Below are 18,772 nucleotides of genomic sequence, written 5' to 3'. Positions count from 1 at the left end.
TGGAACGGATTCCTGTAAGTGAGGAAGCCCCTGCTTCTCCAGGCCGGCGCAGACCGGTCGTCTTAATCCGCCAACCGCTTCAGTTCGGACTCCAGAGCCTGAATCCGGGCGGAGGCCCCGCTTACAATGCAGCAGTTATGCTCCGTGCGGATGCTGAGGCCGGTATCGGGATGGTTGAACAGTAACTGCTCTGCTGTTCCGATGCCGCTCCAGCGGGAACCTGCGTCGATGACGGCGAGAGCTTCCAGCTGACCTGCACCCAAATACCTCCGCAGCAGGGGACCGGGGGTAAGGCTGGTATATATCTGGACGGACCGTGCAGCCTGCCCCTGAATACATGCGGCAAGCTCTGCAAGCAGGCTGGCTATCCTGTCAGGATCATGGCTGAAAAGCTTAAGCTCAAAGCCGTTCCCGGCGGGGCTCCAGCCCATATCCGCTTCCAGGCCGGGGTCCTGGGGCAGCAGCTCTTCAGCGGCGAACAGCTGACCCGGATGGCACACCGGAGAGCTCAATACTCCAGCCGAGCTGTAATTGCGGCCGGATATGCCAAGCAGCGGGCGCAGCCTGCTGCTGATCTCGGGGAACAGCCAGCCTTCCAGGCTCCCCTGCAAGGGAAGGCGGAAGGGCTCTGGTGAGCCCGGAGTCCGGAAGGGGACGCTTAATGCAGGCGAGCCCGGAGAATCCATTCCCCGCGTGGAAACCGGCGCTGGTGCTGCTGGCTGTTCCGGAGCATGATCCCCGGTCAACCGGGGCGGTGATGTCTTAACAGGCAGAGTGCGCAATAGCAGCGGAGAGAGGCACTGCTCGACGAACTGCCGGTTATGAAGCTCTAAGGTTGCCGCGGGTGAAGGGCGGCTGCCGGGTTCGGCGGTTGCGATATCCTGAGGAAGCCTGCCCGGTTGAAGGCTCCCCGCTTTCTTCACAGCAGTATCAGCCTGCATTCCGGCAAGCAAGGAATTGGCATCCCTCTCATAAGGAGGGGAGGCTGGTTCATAGTTGATAGCTGCTGCTGCACCGCCCGGGACAGCTGCGGCGGCAGCGCCGATGAGCGCTATCCGCCGGGCCGCCAGCGCCTTCTGGTAATTGGTCCGCCTGATTTCTGGCGGCGGCTTGCGGCAATTTCCCGGCTGCGTGCAGGTATGCGGACAATCCGCTCTGCTGTCCGCTGAACAGGTATGGGGGGAAGGGGAGCTGGCAGCGGCGGCTGGACTGGGAACGCCGGGCGGAAGGGGACTGCTGTCAGCGCCATATGCGTTTGGAGCGCCGGGAACCCGAACAGCACCGGCACTTGAAGGCTGGCGGTTTCTCTGCAGCACTTCAGAAACTATATTTTTCATGAAATCGGACATGATCATCACCCCCTCAAGGTGTCAATTGGGTCGTTTTTGAATAACAGCTGGCAAAGCCGGAAATAAGGATGCTTGGGGCCGGTCAAATAAGCATTTTGGCCAGGTCCGCATGCGGCCGCGGGATAACGTTTGAAGAGATAAGCTCGCCGCCGGTCCGTCCGTAAGCGGCGACTCCTGCCTCGACGGCTGCCTGGACAGCGGCGACATCGCCTTCGACGATGACCGCCACCAGGCCGGAGCCGACCCGCTTGAAGTCAACCAGCCGGACATTGGCCGCTTTGCACATGGCGTCGAGCGCCTCCAGCGCCGGTGTCAATCCCCGGGTCTCAATTAATCCGATAGCTTGCATGATCCACCTCCTTATAAGCTGTATTGAAGCTGTTCTGACGCTTATAAATACCTCGCCAGCTCAATCTCATCCTGGCCGGGGATATGGGTCCGGCGGTAATGCTCGGCTTCGGCCAGCGGGAAGGTGGCATCGATGCCCATTTTGGCCGAGACGCCCCGCAGGTTGTGCGAGGGCTCCAGCGGGGAGCCTTTGGCGCCTGTGACAATGAAGGTGTCCAGATCAGCCTGGACCCGGGTGGCGATGGCCCATTCCACATCGAGCGGGTCGAACAGATTGACGTCCTCGTCGACGACGACGACATGCTTCAGGTCCTTGTCGCCGGCGAAGGCGGCGAGCAGGGCGGTTTTACCGTCGCCCTCGTTGGCCTTCTTAATGCGGATAACGGCATGGTAGCGGCCAACGCCGCCCATGCTGATATGCACATCCTGCACGCCGGGCACCACCTGGCGGATCGAGCCGAGGAGGGCGATTTCGCGGGAGATTGCCATCGGCAGCTTCTCCTCATAGCTGGCGGGAAGAATAGTCTGCCAGACCGGCTGGTTCCGGTAAGTGACGGCGGAGAACTCGACCACGGGCTGTTCCGACCGCGGTCCGTAATAACCGCCCAGCTCCCCGAACGGGCCTTCCGGCTCGCGGACACGGGGGAGAAGCCGGCCCTCGAACACAACCTCGGCCCCGGCGAGCACCTCCAGATCGACGGTCTTGCAGCGGACCACCTCCAGCGGCTGGCCGAGCAGGGCGGAGGCGACCTCCAGCTTGTCGACATGGAACAGATGGGTGCTGACCTGAGAGGCCAGCACCACTGCCGGAACAATGCCGAACATAAACGCGGCCTCCATCGGCTCGCCGCGTTCCTCGAATTCCCTGAACTGCTGGAACAGCTCGGGAGAGGAGATCAGGATGCTGGTCCGGTTGCCCTCCAGCAGCTGCATGCGCCGGATCGAGGTGTAGCGCTTGCGGCCGTCCGCGCCCTTGACTACCATGACGCCGGAGACGTAATAGGCTCCGCTGTCCAGCGCATTGTAGGTGCACACCGGAAACAGCTCCCTCAGGTTGATTCGGCTCGTGATCACGTTGTCGTGCACCGGGGCCTGCTCGCAGCGTTGCGTAGGCAGCGGATGGACCACGGCCTCGATCAGCCGGGGCAGCAGCTCCGCAGGCTGCATATCCATGCTCTCGGCCATCAGCGCCTTGGAGCCGCCAAGGCCGGCTGCCATGGGCATGTCATAGCCCTTGACCTTCTGGAACACCATCGGCTGCGCTCCCTTGACCGCTTTGATTACAGCCCCAAGCTCAAACTGCGGATCTACCTCCCTGCGGATTTTAAGCAGCTTGCCGGTACGGTCCCAATGCTCCAGCAGCTCACGCATATTCACAAAAGCCATAGTTTCTTGCACCTCCAGCTAATCATTAACTTTTTTCCCGAAGGAGCGTCCAGCTTCAATTAGCGCTTATTCACTCCTGGAAAATAAAAAAAGAAGCCGCGGAAATAGAGAGTCTTCTCTAAATCGCGGCTTCCTTCATTCTGTGAACAGAAATGGGGCAAACCCTTATGTTGAGGCGGCTTATCAGGATACAATCGAGATAAAGCCGTTGATGGTCACTGAAGTTGCTGCAGTACCCGGCCGCAGCTTTGGGCAAAACCAGCCGGTACAAGTCATAATCGCGTAAGCTTAAATCTCATTATAGTCAAAAGCTCCGAAAAGTAAATGATTAATGTTACATTATATGACTTTACTCCTGACGCGGAAAGTACGCGGGGAGAGCCCCATCTCTCTTTTGAACATGTTGCAGAATTGGGCGTCATTGACGAATCCGGCAGCCGCAGACACCTCGGAGATGTGCATCTGGGTGTGCAGCAGCAGGGACTTGGCATAATCCAGACGCTTCAGCAAAAGATAACGGTGCGGGGAACGGCCAAATCTTTCCTTGAACAGATGCCGGAACCGGTCATAGCTGTAGCCGGACATTTCAGCCAGCGACTGGACGGAGAGCTTATGCCGGTAATGCTCATTCATATAATTCAGCACATACTGCACCTGATCCTCTGCCGGAGAATGGAAATCCGACGCGCCAAGCAGCCGCTGCAGATAGACAGTGATTTCGCTCATTTGCAGGTTGAGCAGCTCGGCAAAGCCTTCGCGCTTGCGCTTGAACTCTTCGTTCATCCGCAGCAGCGTTTGCAGCACGGTGTGTTCCTTATCGTCGTCATAAACGCCGGAGAGGGTATTGATAATCGGATTGCCGCAGTGGAAGCCGACGAACAGAACCTCCGGGCTGGGCTGGTGATTTTCATCATGCTTGAAACTGGGCGGAATCAGGGCAAAAGTGAACGGGCGGAAGTGAAAGCTGCGCGGTCCAATACTCGTAGTCCCAAGACCGTGAATATAATAGACAAGCTCAAAACACTCATGCTGATGCGGCGGAATATAAGTATTCGCTTCATGTTCTGCATTTACAATATATAGGACCCGATCCATGATGAACCTCCGTTTATCGTCATTTAGCCGAATCGTACAAAAAGTTGGCCGAAAATATATAAATATTTATGTTTTCATTTGTTATGATCTTATCAATTAAACCGAAGATTCACAACTGGACTGGCCATCTTGTTCGGAATTTACCCGGTTTTTTTGTCGAATGTAACATATAATGTCTGGTTTGCAAAGTAATTTGCTTATTTTCAGGATTTCAATAGTCTTTCAATTGAGCCGCCGATGCTATCTATAAAACAAAACGTACAATTGGGGCGCTATGCTGTCTTATCAGGGTTAATCCATTACAAACAGGGGTGTGAACTTGGAAAATGAAAAAGAATGTGCTCGCTTTATTGTTGCTGGCGGTAATGGTACTGGTCACTGCATGCGGAAACAACACGTCCGGCAATGGAAATGCTGCCAATGCGGAAACAAATACTGAAGGCGGCGAGACTGCCCCGGGGGACAAGCTGAAGGTCGTGCTGCTGATCCCGGGGACGCTGGGAGACAAGTCGTTTTTTGATGCGGCGAACAGCGGCCTGCAAAAGGTGAAGGACGAGCTTGGCGCGGAGACGAAGGCCGTGGAAATGGGCGCGGACAAGACGAAATGGGAGCCAACCTTTAACGATATTGCTGCCGAGGATTGGGATGTTGTCATCTCGGGCGGCTCGGAAATTACGGAAATGTTCAATGCAACCGCTGAGGCGAATCCGGATAAAAAATTCATTAACTATGACACCGACATCGACGAGGCGCCGGAAAATATGTACAACATGTCCTATTCGACCAATGAGGTCTCTTTTCTGGCAGGGGCTGCAGCGGCACTCGCCACACAGTCGGATATGCCTAATGCCAACCCGGAGAATGTCATAGGATTTCTCGGCGGAATGGATATTCCCGGCATTAACGCCTTCCTCGTTGGTTACATTCAGGGTGCGCAGTATGTTGATCCGGATGTGAAGGTAGCTGTATCTTATGCCGGCGACTTCGTGAATCCGGCCAAGGGCAAGGAATTGTCGCTGATCCAGTACAACTCGGGCGTGGATGTGATTTTTAACGTAGCGGGCGCTACAGGACTTGGAATCTTTGATGCAGCGAAGGAAAAGACCAAATATGCCATCGGCGTCGATTCCGACCAGGCCATGCTGCTGAAGGACACGGATAGTGACAAAGCAAACCTGATCGTCACTTCCGCCATCAAAAAGATCGATATGGCCATTCTGGGCGCAGTGAAAAAGCTGCAGGACGGAACCCTGGAGATGGGCAAGCGTGATGTGCTGGGCTTTGTGGAAGACGGCGTAGGCATCGCCGAGAACGACATTTACAAAGAGGTATTCCCGGCAGATTTGCAGGCCAAGGTGGAAGAAGTGAAGCAGAAGCTGATCAGCAAGGAAATTACGGTCGACAATGCAATGGGCATGGAAACCTCCGAGGTGGAAGCCATCCGTAATGCCGTTAAACCTTAAGGACATTAAAATATTATCCTGTTAATTAAATTGGCTTTGAAAGGCGTTGATGACCCATGGCAAATGCTCTGCTGGAAATGCGGGGAATCACCAAAGTATATCCGAACGGCGTTGTCGCCAACAAGGACGTTGGATTCTCCCTGCGCAAGGGCGAAATCCATGCGATTGCCGGAGAGAACGGAGCCGGTAAATCGACTCTGATGAAGATCATGTTCGGGATGGAAGAGCCGAGTGAGGGTGAGATCTATATCCGGGGAGAACAAGTAAGGCTGCAATCTCCGCAGGACGCGATTGACCGCGGCATCGGCATGGTGCATCAGCATTTCATGCTGGTGCCTTCTTTTACCGTGGCGGAAAATATGGTGCTGGGCATGGAGCCGCGCAAGGCTGTGGGCTTCGATTATGCCGAAGCGGTGCGTCTGACGGAGGAAACGGCGCGCAGATACAACCTCTCGGTAAACGCCAAGGCCAGGGTGGAGGATCTGACGGTCGGCATGAAGCAGAAGGTGGAGATTCTGAAGGCACTGGTGCGCGGAGCCGAGATCCTCATCCTCGACGAGCCGACAGCGGTGCTGACCCCGCAGGAAACGGAGGAGCTGTTCCATGAGCTGCAGCAGCTTAAGGAGCAGGGCCACACCATTGTTTTTATCTCGCACAAGCTGAAGGAAGTCAAAGCGATCTGCGACCGGATTACCATTATGCGCGGCGGCAGGAGTGAAGGTGTCTTCCAGACCCGCGAAGTGTCGGAGCAGGAAATTTCACGGCTGATGGTCGGCCGGGATGTGGTGCTGAAATACGACAAGGACAACATTCCGCATGGCAAGCCGGTGCTTACAGTGGACCGGCTCGGTGTTACGGACAGCCAGGGAAAAGCCCTTCTGTCGGAGATCAGCTTCTTGGTCCGCGAAGGACAGATTGTCGGCATCGCCGGGGTTGAAGGGAATGGACAGACACAGCTGATTGAGGCGCTGACCGGCGGTCTCCGCGGTGCAGCCGTCAGCGGCTCGGTGAGTGTAAAAGGGACGGATATCCGTAATTCGGATATTCAGGACATCCGCAGCCTGGGGGTGTCCTACATCCCGGAGGACCGGATGCGCCAGGGCTCCGCAGGAGAGGCCGGTATTGCCGACAACCTGATCTCCACGCGGTACCGCTCGAAGGACATGAATAAGGGGCCTTTTCTCCGCGGCTCCAGAATTGCCGCTCTGGCCGCATCGCTGATAGAGGAATTCAAAGTGCGCTGCTCCGGCCCGCAGCAGCCGATCGGCATGCTGTCCGGCGGCAATATGCAGAAGGTGGTGGTCGCAAGGGAGTGCTCCACCCATCCGCAGCTGCTCATCGCCGAGCAGCCGACCCGGGGCGTGGACATCGGAGCGGCGCAGTTTATTCACCAGAAGCTGCTGGAGCTGCGCTCGGAAAACTGCGCCACCTTGCTGGTATCGGCGGACTTGAATGAAATTCTGGAGCTGAGCGACAGCCTTCTTGTTATGTATGAAGGGCAAATCGTTGCTTATTTCGAGCATCCTTCTGCCGTGGGCGAGGAAGAGCTGGGGCTTTATATGCTGGGGATCAACCGGCAGGACAAAGAGCAGACCGGGAGGGCCGCAGACCATGTTTAGAGCGAAATATTTTGAGGCTGTCCGGACGGCGGCGGTCATTGTGATTGCGCTGATTATCGCATTTCTGATCATCTCGCTGGTCAGTGACCAGCCGGTGAAGACGATAGGCATCTTCCTGCTGGAGCCTTTCTCCACCAAGGGGCATATCGGCAATGTCATTGAGATGGCCATTCCGCTGATGTTCACGGGTCTGGCGGTTTCGCTGCTGTTCCGGGCCAATATGTTCAACCTGGGGGCGGAGGGAATCTTTTATTTCTCCGGTGTCGTGGCCTCTATACTGGCGATTCACCTCAGCCTGAACGGCTGGCTGCATCCGCTGGCGGCGATTGCCGCCGGCTCCATCGCAGGGGCGCTGCTGTCGGCGATCCCCGGTATTCTCAAAGCCAGGTGGAACGCCAATGAGCTGGTGACCTCGCTGATGTTCAATAATATCCTGTTTGGGGTGGGGCTGTACCTGCTGAACTACCATCTGCGGGATGCCAAGGCCTTTGCCAACGTTTCTTTTAAATTCGAAAAGACCGCGCAGCTGGGCAAGCTTTTTGCAGGCACACGGATTCATACCGGACTTATTGTTGTGCTGGTGCTGATCGTGCTGGCCCATCTGTTTCTCTACCGGACCAAGTGGGGCTATGAGCTGCGGATGACAGGCGCCAACCGGGAATTCGCCCGTTATTCGGGCATGAAGACAGCCAGGGTAATCATTCTGGTTCACCTGATCGCCGGGTTTATTGCCGGCATGGGCGGCTCGGTGGAAGTGCTCGGGATGTACAGCCGCTTTCAGTGGACCTCATTGCCGGGCTACGGCCTGGATGGTGCGCTGGTGGCCATGCTGGCCAAAAACAATCCGCTCTCCGTCATTGCCTCCGCGCTCTTCCTGGCCTATATCCGCATTGGAGCCGATCTGATGGCGCGCCTGTCCGATGTGCCGTCCGAGATGATCTCGATCATTCAGGCTGTCATTATTCTGCTGATTTCCGCCGAGCAGTTCCTCAAGTTCTGGAAGAACCGGATGCTGCTGAAGGAGGCGAAGGAAGCATGAACAGTCTGCTGAATGTCATTCTGACGACGGATTTTGCCTTCTCGGTGCTGCGTGTAACGACGCCTATCCTGTTCGCCGCGCTGGGCGCACTGATCTCAAACCGCGCCGGAATCATCAACATCGGGATGGAAGGGATTATGCTGGTCTCGGCTTTGGCCGGTGTCATTGTAAGCGCCTATACGCATAGTGCCTGGGTTGGGCTGCTGGGCGCCGTATTATCGGGTACGCTGATTGCCGGAATTTTGGCTTTTTTCACCTTGAAATTCAAGACCCATATCATTCTCGGCGGTGTGGCGATTAATATGTTCGCTTCGGGCGGCACGGTATTTATTCTGTATTTGCTCAGCGGGGACAAGGGTTCGTCCACGTCCCTGGCGAGCAAAGTGCTGCCCAGTGTACAGATTCCACTGCTTAGGGACATTCCGGTGCTTGGCCCTATTTTGTCGGGACACCATATTCTGACCTATTTCTCCATTCTGTCCGTGCTTGTGGTCTATTATTTATTGAACCGCACACCGCTGGGGCTGCGTATCCGCTCGGTAGGCGAGAATCCGCATGCGGCCCGGTCGGTCGGGGTCAGTGTCATCAAAATCCAGTATACCGCGCTGCTGCTCAGCGGCTTCTTCGCCAGTCTGGGCGGGGCCTATATGTCGATGGGCTATTTGTCACTCTTCACCCGCGATATGGTGGCCGGCCGGGGCTGGATTGCGATTGCTGCGGAATCAATGGGCCGGAGCACGACAGTGGGAACTGCGCTCACCTCTCTGTTGTTCGGTGCAGCCGATGCGCTCTCCAATGCCCTTCAGGTGCTGAAGATTCCGGCTGAGCTGATCGCTACGCTTCCATATGCGGCGACAGTGATCGGCCTGATTATATACGCGGTCTCGGAAACCCGGAAGAAGAACAAGAAGCTAAAGACTACCACTACCAAATAGTTTTTCACGATAAACCTACAAGGGAGCGACAACGATGCCAACACCTATCATTATTGACTGCGATCCGGGGCATGATGACGCGATTGCCATTCTGCTTGCGCTGGCTCATCCCGAGCAGCTGGAGATCCGGGGAATTACCACGGTTGGCGGCAACCAGATCCTTGATAAAATAACCGACAATGCCCTCAAGGTGCTCAGCTTTGTGAATGCCGATATTCCCGTAGCCAAAGGAGCAGCGGCGCCGCTGCTCGGCAAGCTGGTGACTGGCGAACAAGCGCATGGCGAATCCGGCATGGATGGCCCCGTACTTCCGGCCGGCAGGTTCAAGCCGGTTGAGCAGGGTGCGGTTGAATTCATGCTGGAGATCATCCGGTCATCCGAAGAGAAGATTACGCTGGTGCCGACAGCGCCGCTGACGAATATTGCCCTCCTGATTACGGCATATCCCGAGGTGAAGGAGAAGATCGGGAAGATTTCGCTGATGGGCGGCGGGCTGGCTTATGGGAATGTGACCGCTGCGGCAGAATTCAATATTTATGTAGACCCGGAAGCGGCGCGTATTGTCTTCGAATCCGGGATTCCCATTGTGATGAGCGGGCTGGATGTAACGGATAAGGCGGCTATTTTTGAAGAGGAGATTCAGGAGCTGAAGAACCGGGGACCTGTGTCCGTAATGGTCGGGGAGCTGCTGGATTTCTATTCGGTCTACGGCAAAAAAATGGGCTATGTCGGCAGTGCGCTGCATGATCCGTGCGCCATCGCCTGGCTGCTGCACCCGGAGCTGTTCGAATCGGAGCAGCTGTACGTGACCGTGGAGACCGGAGGCAAGCTCACCCGGGGGATGACGGTTGCCGACCGGCGCAAGAGGCCTGGGCATGCCGCGAATACAGAGGTGCTGCTGGGGATAGACCGGGAAGCCTTTATCCGGCTGCTGTTTGATTCGCTGAAAAGACTCGACCGGGAGCTTGAGCTTGCGGCGGGAGAGAAATAGCGCATGGCAGGCTGGGAACGGCTGCAGGAGACGGTGCGGCTGGAGCTGCTGCAGCGTATAGAGGAGGGCTGCCGGACCGGCAGCCTGGCAGAGAAGCTTGCCGCTGCCGGAGGCGATGAAGGGAAGCTTATGGAAGTGTACCGGGAGTTAATGTCACTGGATGTGGCAGCAGACTTCCCGTACCGGGAGCCGTCGGACCTCGCGGCGATCAGACGGCTGCGCCCGGAAGGGCCGCGCAGGCTTGCGGTGGAGTGGACTCCGGAGCAGTGGAGAGACAGATTCTATGGAGCCTGGCTCGGCAGGAGCGTCGGCTGTGCGCTGGGCAAGCCGCTGGAGTATTGGGATTATCTGTACGGGAAGGACGGCCGCCCAGGCTGGGAGAACATCGAGCTGTGGTTCCGCGGCGCGGATGCCTGGCCGATTACGGGCTACACTCCGGAGCATTCCACGGCGGAGGAGGAATACGGCCTGGCCTTAAGCGGCTGGTCATTCACAAGCACCCGGGAGAAGATCAGGTACATGGAGAGCGATGATGATATCCGGTATACCGTCCTGGGTCTGCTGCTGCTGGAGCAAAAGGGGCTGGACTGGGATTCATGGGACATCGGCAAGCTGTGGCACGGGCATCTGACCTACAGCCAGGTATGCACGGCGGAGACGCAGGCCTACATGAATTTTGCCGGGGAAACCTCCCATCTGCACGGAGATAAGCCCGAGGACTGGACACTGCGGCAGGAGAGGGTTCGGATGCACCTGAATCCGTACCGTGAATGGATCGGCGCAGCTATCCGTGCGGACGGCTTGGCCTACGGAGCGGCAGGCAATCCCGAGCTCGCCGCTGAGCTGGGCTGGCGGGATGCATCCTTCTCCCATGTGAAGAACGGAATTTACGGCGAGATGTTCAATGCAGCGATGATCTCCGCTGCGTTCGCCGGGCTGGACAACGAGCGGATTGTGGAGATTGGCCTGAGCGAAATTCCGCAGACTTGCAGGCTGGCCGAGGATGTGCGGCAGGGCATGGATATCGCACAGAAAGCGGGCAGTGAGCGGGAGCTGGCCGGCAGGCTATGGGACCGGTTCAGCCATTATGACCCGGTGCATGCCAATAACAACGCCGCAATTGTCGCGGCCTCGCTTGTGTACGGCGGCAATGACTTCGAGAAAACCGTAGTTGCCGCTGTATCTGCCGGAATGGATACAGACTGCAACGGTGCCACGGCCGGCTCCATCATGGGAGCGAAGCTGGGCGCGGCCCGGCTTCCGGCCAGTTGGACCGCACCGCTGAATGACATGCTGTATGCGGATCTGCCCGGCTTCCACCCGATTGCGATTTCGGAGGTTGCCGAGCGGAGCTATCAGGTGTTCCTGAAAATTCGTGCGGAGCTTGGAGGACGGCATTAGCATTTAGTGCCTATTCCAGAATAAATAAGGTGATGAGAGTTGGCCAGCTTCGCCTCAACAACGGCAATTGTGCCGTTATTTCGTTGAGCCCTGGCCAGCTTCGCCTCAACAACGGCAATTGTGCCGTTATTTCGTTGAGCCCTGGCCAGCTTCGCCTTAACAACGGCAATTGTGCCGTTATTTCGTTGAGCCCTGGCCAGCTCCGCCTCAACAACGGCAATTGTGCCGTTATTTCGTTGAGCCCGGGCCAGCTCCGCCCCAACAACGGCAATTGTGCCGTTATTTCGTTGAGCCCGGGCCAGCTCCGCCCCAACAACGGCAATTGTGCCGTTATTTCGTTGAGCCCTGGCCAGCTCCGCCTCAACAACGGCAATTCTGCCGTTATTTCGTTGAGCCCTGGCCAGCTCCGCCTCAACAACGGCAATTGTGCCGTTATTTCGTTGAGCCCTGGCCAGCTTCGCCTCAACAACGGCAATTGTGCCGTTATTTCGGTGCGCACGGCTCAACTTCGCCTCAACAACGGCAATTCTGCCGTTATTTCGAGGCACGCGGCAGTAATCTTGCGAATAATCTCACACAGCGAGAAAGAGTAAGCGAAGGAGTGTGGAAGTAAGTGTTGGGAAGGGAGCTGCCGGCACGGAACTATGAAGCCTCGCTTCATTTCGCCTGCGCACAGATCGTTTGGAGAAGCGTACAATCCGTTCATTCCCGATAACTTATTTTGGGATAGGTTCTTAGCGTGAACAGCAAATCATAGACCGCACGGAGCTTATACAGTCTTATCTCTTATAAGAACAGGGAAGTCCGCAGCCATGCCAAGCAGGCTGCGGGCTTCCCTGTTTCGGTTGGACGTCAGCGCCGCCCCCTATGCTTCACCCCAGCGCTTCATCAGCTCATGCTCGATGCCCAGGGCATCGAGGACGCGTGCATTCATGAAATTCACCAGCTCCCAGATTTCCTTGGGGTGATTGTAGAAGCCGGGAGAAGCGGGCATGATGTCCGCCCCCGCACGGGCGGCCCGCAGCATATTCTCCAGGTGGATCAGGTGCAGCGGGGTCTCGCGCGGCACTATAATCAGACGGCGCTTCTCCTTGAGCACAACACTGGCCGCCCGGCTGAGCAGCGTGTCGCCCATGCCGTTCGCAATAGCGCCCAGGGTGTTCATGGAGCAGGGAACAATCACCATGCCGTCCGTCTTGAATGAGCCGCTGGCGACGGGAGCGAACAGGTCATTATTGTTCAGCACGGTGGCGTATTCGGCAATTTCCCCCAGCTCCACGCCACATTCATATTTCATCACGTTCTCGCCGGCAGCGGTGGCAATTACATAGGCTTCTATGCCAAGCCGGTGCAGGCTGCGGATCAGTGAATAGGCGTAGATTGACCCGCTTGCCCCTGTAACGGCAACGATAATTTTCATAAGTAAATGCTCCTTTGCGAATTGTATTTTCTACTTGAAAAAACAAAAAGAAGCCGTTGAAATAGAAAGGTTCTCTAATCAACGGCTTCCTTCAGTCTGTGAACAGAAATCAGGCAAACCTTATGTTGGTCCGGCTTCTGGGGAAATCCGCGAGATCAATCCCGCATCATTGCCCGGCAACGGCTTCACTGATTACAATCGTGCAGGCCCAGTTGGTACCGGGATCATAGTCCCTCAGTACTCCTGTGACCGGCAGGTTAAGCTCATCGGTGAGCTTCTGCTGAATCCGCCGCTTGAACTCCTGGTGCAACGCGGCATCAACGGACTGCTTAAGTTCAGGATAACGCTCCTCCAGCGCCTTCAGGGCGGTCACCCGCTGATGCTTCACCAGAAACATGAGCATTGACTCGCCGGCGGCGTCAATTTTGAGCTGCGTCACCCCGACTCCATACAACTCCTTGTGCACTTCATTATAGCAGCGGGACAAGCGTTTCTTGTAATCATTGGATGAAAGAAGCCCGGCAATCGTCAAGAACTTCACTTCCCTTACGCTTGAATGAAACCTTATTACTGAAAATTATAGAGAAAAAAAACAAAAAGTAAATGATAATGTTACGTTAGTTAACACAATTTCTTGTTACAGTTAATGTACACAACATAATCCAATTGTGCTAGTCTAATTAATAATAATTTGGCTGATACAGCTCTTCATGATTAGGGAAGGGAGCGGGGCATGTGCTTAAGGTGATGCTTGTCGATGATGAGCCGTGGGTACTCGAAGGTCTGCGGACGATGGTGGAATGGGCCAGGTACGGATTCGAGGTGTGCGGAGAAGCGCTGAACGGCCCGGATGCGCTGAGAATGATCCAGGAGCTTCGGCCGGATTTGGTGCTCACAGACATTAATATTCCGGTGTTGAACGGCCTGGAGCTGATCACCGCGCTGAATGAAGTTATGGCTAAGCCGCCGCGTTTTGTGATTTTAAGCGGATATGATGATTTTGATTATGCGAAAACGGCTCTGCGCCAGCGGGTGGATCAATACCTGCTGAAGCCGGTTGACGATGAGGAAATTGGAATTCTGCTAAGTGAGCTCAGCCAGCAGATTCGAAATGAAATCGCTTCCGAAAAAGAACGCGCGAAAAAGCAGGCCTGTATCGTGAGCCATCTGCTGGTCCGTTTCATTCATGGCGAATACAGCGAAGAGCTGCAGCGGCTCTCGAAGGGTGTGCTGCACCTGGAACAGGATGCCGAGCTGGTGTGTATTCTAATTGCGGCTGCTGCCTTCAATATTGATGCGGACAGACAGCCGGATACCGGATTTCCCTGGGAGCTGGGCTATGCCTTTCAGGACGAGGCGGGCAGGGCCGGAATGATTGTACAGTCCGCCAAGCTGTCTTCCGAAGCTCTGGAAGAGGCCGTCGGTCTGCTGCAAAGGGAATTGGCAGAGCAGCTTCAGGAGCCGGTGACTGTCATGGTCAGCGACCGGCTGACCGGGGTTCAATCCATCCGGGAGGGTTATCTGCAGACTCTTGAGGTGTGGAAGCTCAAGCACCGGCGGGAGCGCGGAGGGATTTACCATTACAGTGACCTGAAGCAATGCAGGCCGGACAAGGGAAGCCATGAGGAAGGCTTTGCAGAACTGGTGAACAAGGTCAAAGCGGGGGAAACGGCGAAGCTGCAGTTCTGTGTCAGGGAAGCCTTCGCGGAGTTTGCCGGGAAGCTGCTTACGGTTGAGGAGGTCCAGGCCAAGGTTGCCCATCTGGAAATGACTCTATGCCGCCACATCGCGGAGATGAATGGCGATCCCGACCCGATGATGGGCAGGCTGCAGGCGGAATACGGAAGTCTCGGAGAGCTTGGCGATTATTTTCTGCTGAGCGGTTATGTGGACAGACTCTGTATGGACAGCGCTGCCTATCTGGCGGAATTGAAGCAGGCCAATGAAGGGAACACGATATTTAACGTCATTCAATATGTGGATCTGGAATTTCGGGGGAAGCTGCGGCTTCAGGATCTGGCGAGAAAATTCCATATGAATTCAACCTACCTGGGACAGCTGTTCCGCAAGGAGACCGGGCGCAGCTTCAGCGAATATGTGAACGAGAAGCGGATAGAGGCAGCCAAGGGACTGCTCAAACGGACACAGCTTAAGATATCGGATATCGCGCAGCAGGTCGGATTTTCGAACACGGATTATTTTATCGATAAATTCAAGGGAATGGTCGGGGTTCCGCCTTCCGTATACAAACATGCGGACAAGGACAAGCAGCTCTAAGAAAGCCGGGTGCGCGACATGGAGAAAAAAAGATTAAGATTCACTCATTTTGTCAATGATATTCCGCTCAACTACAAATTTTTCCTGATTTACTCCATAGGTGTGCTGCTTCCCATTATGATTATTAATCTGGTCTTTCTGGACCGGATTACCGAGCTGATTAAATCCAGGGAACAGCAGAATCTGGAAATCTCGCTGGAACGGGCGCGGAAGGATATTCATGATTTTATCGAGGGCGGAGTTGCCGTCAGCTACACGCTGTCCACGGATAAGAACCTGTATGAGATGCTGGACCGGACGTATAAGGATTCCATCGATTTTTACAGTGCGTATGACGAACAGCTCCGGGACCGCTTGAACAGCTATATGCCGGTGAACAATCAGATTGAGCGGATCAGCATATTCACGAACAACCGGTCCATCGTGTCCGGGGGCAACTATCAGGTCATGAATCCTCAGGTCTGGACCAGTGAATGGTACCAGCAGTTGAGCGCTTCGAGCAACCGCGTAATTGTTACCGCTTACCGAACGAAAGAGAACGGCAATGCCGCCTCATCCATTCCCACACTAAGCGTAGTTCAGACTATGGACAATTACAGCAGTTACAACAAATTTGAAAAGCTGGTGCGGATCGATCTGGACCTCAGTGGAATTTATGATGTGATTGCCCGTGAAAAGGATTATCTCAGCCTGTACCTGGTCAATGAGCAGAACCAGATTGTCATGTCGGCCGACAGCGGCTATCAGCGGGTAACCGACGAGCCCTATCCGCAGTTCAAGCTGCTGGACGAAGGGAATCAGGAGGATGTGCAGATTGCGGCTGTGGGCACGGCCAACTATCTGAAGGGCTGGCGTATTGTCGGAATTACCCAGGGTGAGCGGATTACGCAGGCGGTTCTGGACATGCGGCTGTACGCCGCTTTTTTGGCGGCTACGGTCACGCTGCTGACCAGCGGCTTTATCTATGTGATGCTGAGATCCTACAACTACCGGGTCAAACGGCTGTCCAGACATATGCAGAAGGTGACGAACGAGAAGTTTGAGCTGATCCGCATCGAAGAAGGCCGCGATGAGATCGGAGGTCTGATCCATAACTTCAACCGGATGACCACCCGGATCAACTCGCTGATCAATGATGTGTACAAGCTGGAGATTCAGAAAAAAAATCTGGAGATGGAGCGCGTCAGGGCCGAGCTGAATTTTCTGCAGAGCCAGATGAATCCCCATTTTCTGTTCAATACGCTGAATGCGATTCTGGTCGTCTGCACCAAAAACAACTACTCCGATGTGACGGATATTGTGAAAAGCCTGTCCAGGCTGCTGCGCAGGCTGCTTAGCTGGAAAGAGGATCTGGTATCGCTGGAGGAGGAAATATCGTTCATCGAGATGTATTTGAAGATTGAAAAATTCCGCTTCAGGGACAAGTTTGACTATGTGTTCGATATTGATGAGCAATCCAAAAGGTACAAGATTCCCAAGCTGAGCATGCAGCCGCTGGTGGAGAATTCCTGCAAGCACGGGCTGCAAACCATTGAGGGACGGGGCATTATTACGGTGAAGACGGCGGTGGAGGACAATCGTCTGCAGGTCACGGTTTCCGATAACGGAAAAGGGATTGAAGCCGGACAGCTCAAGGAGCTGATGAATGCCGTTCGGGAAGAAGATTCCTCGGGAGCGAATATTGGGCTGCGCAATGTGTGCCGCAGGCTGGAGCTGTATTACGAAGATCAGGTCCGCTTTGAAATAATCAGTACGCCGGATCAGGGGACGATGGTTACTTTTGGCATTCCGCTCAGGCTTCTGGAGAGACTGAATCCATTCGAAGGTGAGGAAGGATCATGAGATATAGAGTGCTTCTGATTGATGATGAGCCGAGCAGCCTTGAGGGCCTGCAGCTGTGGATCGACTGGGAATCGCTGGGCTTCGAAATTTGCGGGACCGGCAGCAACGGCCTGGAAGGGCTGAAGCTTATGAAGCAGTTGAGGCCCGACCTGGTCATTACGGATGTGAATATGCCGCTTATGAACGGACTGGAGATGGTTGCGGCCTGGCGGAGGGAGGCACCCGAGGAGATCCGGTTCGCCGTCTTGAGCGGCTACAGTGAATTTGAGTATGCACAGACGGCTATCCGGTACGGCATTCATCACTATTTGCTGAAGCCGATTTTTCCGGAAGAGGCTGCTGAAGAGCTGAGGGAAATTCATCAGGAGCTGGAGCAGGACAGACACCGGCTGCTGCTGAATCAAATCGCCGCTTCGCAGGAGGCGGTTGTCAGAATCAAGGCTCTGCTGCATCATAAGCCGGAAGGCCAGCAGGACCTGGAGCTTCCGTCAGGACTCCCGGAGGGGGTAACCTCGTGGAATGTGCTGCTGCTTCAGACGGTGCGGGAGCTGTATGCCGGGCTGAGGGGGAGAGCCGCAGTTCTCATCGCCGGTCAGCCGGCGATGTATGCAATTGATCTGGAAGCAGGCAGCCTTGCTGTTGTCTTCGGCTATGGCTGCCAGCCCATGGAGTCAGCGGAGAACCTGCTTGCCCCGCTGCTGCAGGATGCCGGTATGCCCCTGTTTATGGCTGTGGGAGCCCCCTGCACATCGCCGCTCTACCTGTCGGACAGCTACCGGACCGCGAAGGAAGCGCTGATGCATTTCTTTTATCAGACAGAGCCCAGCGGCCTTATGCGCTACAGGGAGACTCAGGCCCGGCCGTTCAGCTATCACTATGACCATATCCGGCTTCTGGACGCTGTTCTGGCCGCTGTCAATACGCTGGACCTGGCGGGATTCAGACAGGCTGTTATGTCTGCGGCCGGCAGTTTTCGTGAACAGTATGTGGCTCCCGAGGTAGTAAAGAAGCTCGTGATTCATATCATGTACCGGATGGTTGAGCTGATTCCGGACAGCAGTGAAGCCCGCAGGTCTATCCTGACGGGAGGCTCTGACACTGCCGGAATTACGCATACAATGCTATCGCTGACGAGACTGGTTGAGCTTTTGTCAGCCTGCGGCGAAGCCTGCATTGATCTGCTCATCCAGGCGCAGCATGAGGGCGCACAAGGGATTGTGCAAGAAATCAATCATTATATTGGAGCGCATTACCGCGAAAGCCTGACAATACAGAAGCTGGCAGAGATTTTTTATCTTCATCCGGTATATCTGGGGCAATTGCTCCGCAAGAAGAACGGAATTCATTTCAACGAGCAGCTGCACAGTCTGCGTATAGAGGAGGCGGTGGCCCTGCTCCGCCAGAATGCCATGAAGCTCTCCGAGATCGCCGAACAGGTGGGATACGCGAATTATGGGCAGTTTTTGAAGCAGTTCGAGAAGAAAATGGGTATGGGTCCGGGGCAGTACCGCAATGCAAAGTTCTAAACTTTTTGGGGGTATACCTTTATTTCGTTCGTATTTTCTGCACAGCAGCATCTTTATAATTTAGTTATGTAAGTGCTTACA

General features: G+C 55.3%; 16 protein-coding genes. 9 read left to right on the top strand and 7 right to left on the bottom strand.

From position 1 onward, the window contains the following. Nucleotides 1-62 precede the first annotated feature (62 nt). The 4 genes from HYD27_RS15655 to HYD27_RS15640 form a co-directional block, all read right to left on the bottom strand. Nucleotides 63-1,349, bottom strand: a complete 1,287-nt coding sequence (locus HYD27_RS15655) for a hypothetical protein (RefSeq protein WP_219216649.1) — start codon at nucleotides 1,347-1,349, stop codon at nucleotides 63-65. A gap of 82 nt (nucleotides 1,350-1,431) precedes the next feature. Next, entirely contained in the window at nucleotides 1,432-1,698 is a 267-nt protein-coding gene (locus HYD27_RS15650) for a BMC domain-containing protein (protein ID WP_219216647.1), read from the bottom strand. Between the two features lie 41 nt (nucleotides 1,699-1,739). Next, nucleotides 1,740-3,083, bottom strand: coding sequence for a UbiD family decarboxylase (locus HYD27_RS15645; RefSeq protein ID WP_219216645.1), 1,344 nt, complete (start codon nucleotides 3,081-3,083; stop codon nucleotides 1,740-1,742). Between the two features lie 339 nt (nucleotides 3,084-3,422). Then, a complete protein-coding gene (locus HYD27_RS15640) occupies nucleotides 3,423-4,178 on the bottom strand; it encodes an AraC family transcriptional regulator (RefSeq protein ID WP_219216643.1) in 756 nt (251 codons plus the stop codon). A gap of 326 nt (nucleotides 4,179-4,504) precedes the next feature. Here HYD27_RS15640 and HYD27_RS15635 point away from each other — a divergent pair, with 326 nt between their 5' ends. The 6 genes from HYD27_RS15635 to HYD27_RS15610 are packed head-to-tail and all read left to right on the top strand — an operon-like array spanning nucleotide 4,505 to nucleotide 11,626. Next, on the top strand, nucleotides 4,505-5,641 hold the full coding sequence (locus HYD27_RS15635; protein ID WP_219216641.1) for a BMP family ABC transporter substrate-binding protein: 1,137 nt from the start codon (nucleotides 4,505-4,507) through the stop codon (nucleotides 5,639-5,641). 56 nt (nucleotides 5,642-5,697) lie between these two features. Continuing rightward, nucleotides 5,698-7,260 carry an ABC transporter ATP-binding protein gene (locus HYD27_RS15630; RefSeq protein ID WP_219216639.1) on the top strand — a complete coding sequence of 521 codons (1,563 nt, stop codon included), beginning with the start codon at nucleotides 5,698-5,700 and terminating at the stop codon, nucleotides 7,258-7,260. Then, entirely contained in the window at nucleotides 7,253-8,299 is a 1,047-nt protein-coding gene (locus tag HYD27_RS15625; protein WP_219216637.1) for an ABC transporter permease, read from the top strand. Before HYD27_RS15630 ends, HYD27_RS15625 begins: the two co-directional genes overlap by 8 nt. Continuing rightward, complete coding sequence (locus HYD27_RS15620) at nucleotides 8,296-9,234, top strand: ABC transporter permease (protein WP_219216635.1); 939 nt, start codon at nucleotides 8,296-8,298, stop codon at nucleotides 9,232-9,234. The genes HYD27_RS15625 and HYD27_RS15620 overlap by 4 nt, the downstream gene beginning before the upstream one ends. A gap of 34 nt (nucleotides 9,235-9,268) precedes the next feature. Further along, nucleotides 9,269-10,225, top strand: coding sequence for a nucleoside hydrolase (locus HYD27_RS15615; protein WP_219216632.1), 957 nt, complete (start codon nucleotides 9,269-9,271; stop codon nucleotides 10,223-10,225). Nucleotides 10,226-10,228: 3 nt separating this feature from the next. Then, a complete protein-coding gene (locus HYD27_RS15610; protein ID WP_219216631.1) occupies nucleotides 10,229-11,626 on the top strand; it encodes an ADP-ribosylglycohydrolase family protein in 1,398 nt (465 codons plus the stop codon). On the opposite strand, the gene HYD27_RS32050 is transcribed toward HYD27_RS15610, so the two are convergent. The 3 genes from HYD27_RS32050 to HYD27_RS15595 form a co-directional block, all read right to left on the bottom strand. After that, nucleotides 11,623-12,174, bottom strand: coding sequence for a hypothetical protein (locus HYD27_RS32050; protein WP_228745157.1), 552 nt, complete (start codon nucleotides 12,172-12,174; stop codon nucleotides 11,623-11,625). The genes HYD27_RS15610 and HYD27_RS32050 overlap by 4 nt on opposite strands. Before the next feature lie 317 nt (nucleotides 12,175-12,491). Continuing rightward, the gene (locus HYD27_RS15600) at nucleotides 12,492-13,046 is read right to left on the bottom strand and encodes a UbiX family flavin prenyltransferase (RefSeq protein ID WP_219216630.1); all 555 of its coding nucleotides are present in this window, start codon (nucleotides 13,044-13,046) and stop codon (nucleotides 12,492-12,494) included. A gap of 166 nt (nucleotides 13,047-13,212) precedes the next feature. Further along, nucleotides 13,213-13,578 carry a Na-translocating system protein MpsC family protein gene (locus HYD27_RS15595; RefSeq protein ID WP_219216629.1) on the bottom strand — a complete coding sequence of 122 codons (366 nt, stop codon included), beginning with the start codon at nucleotides 13,576-13,578 and terminating at the stop codon, nucleotides 13,213-13,215. A gap of 203 nt (nucleotides 13,579-13,781) precedes the next feature. Here HYD27_RS15595 and HYD27_RS15590 point away from each other — a divergent pair, with 203 nt between their 5' ends. The 3 genes from HYD27_RS15590 to HYD27_RS15580 are packed head-to-tail and all read left to right on the top strand — an operon-like array spanning nucleotide 13,782 to nucleotide 18,691. Then, nucleotides 13,782-15,323, top strand: coding sequence for a response regulator (locus HYD27_RS15590; protein ID WP_219216628.1), 1,542 nt, complete (start codon nucleotides 13,782-13,784; stop codon nucleotides 15,321-15,323). A gap of 18 nt (nucleotides 15,324-15,341) precedes the next feature. Then, nucleotides 15,342-17,165, top strand: coding sequence for a sensor histidine kinase (locus tag HYD27_RS15585; protein WP_219216627.1), 1,824 nt, complete (start codon nucleotides 15,342-15,344; stop codon nucleotides 17,163-17,165). Further along, entirely contained in the window at nucleotides 17,162-18,691 is a 1,530-nt protein-coding gene (locus HYD27_RS15580; RefSeq protein WP_219216626.1) for a response regulator, read from the top strand. The genes HYD27_RS15585 and HYD27_RS15580 overlap by 4 nt, the downstream gene beginning before the upstream one ends. Nucleotides 18,692-18,772: the final 81 nt, after the last annotated feature.

This window comes from Paenibacillus sp. S150 (assembly GCF_019352175.1).
GTDB lineage: Bacteria > Bacillota > Bacilli > Paenibacillales > Paenibacillaceae > Paenibacillus_AQ.
The sequence above is the reverse complement of the archived record's forward strand: the minus strand, read 5'-3'. Positions and strand labels throughout refer to the sequence as shown.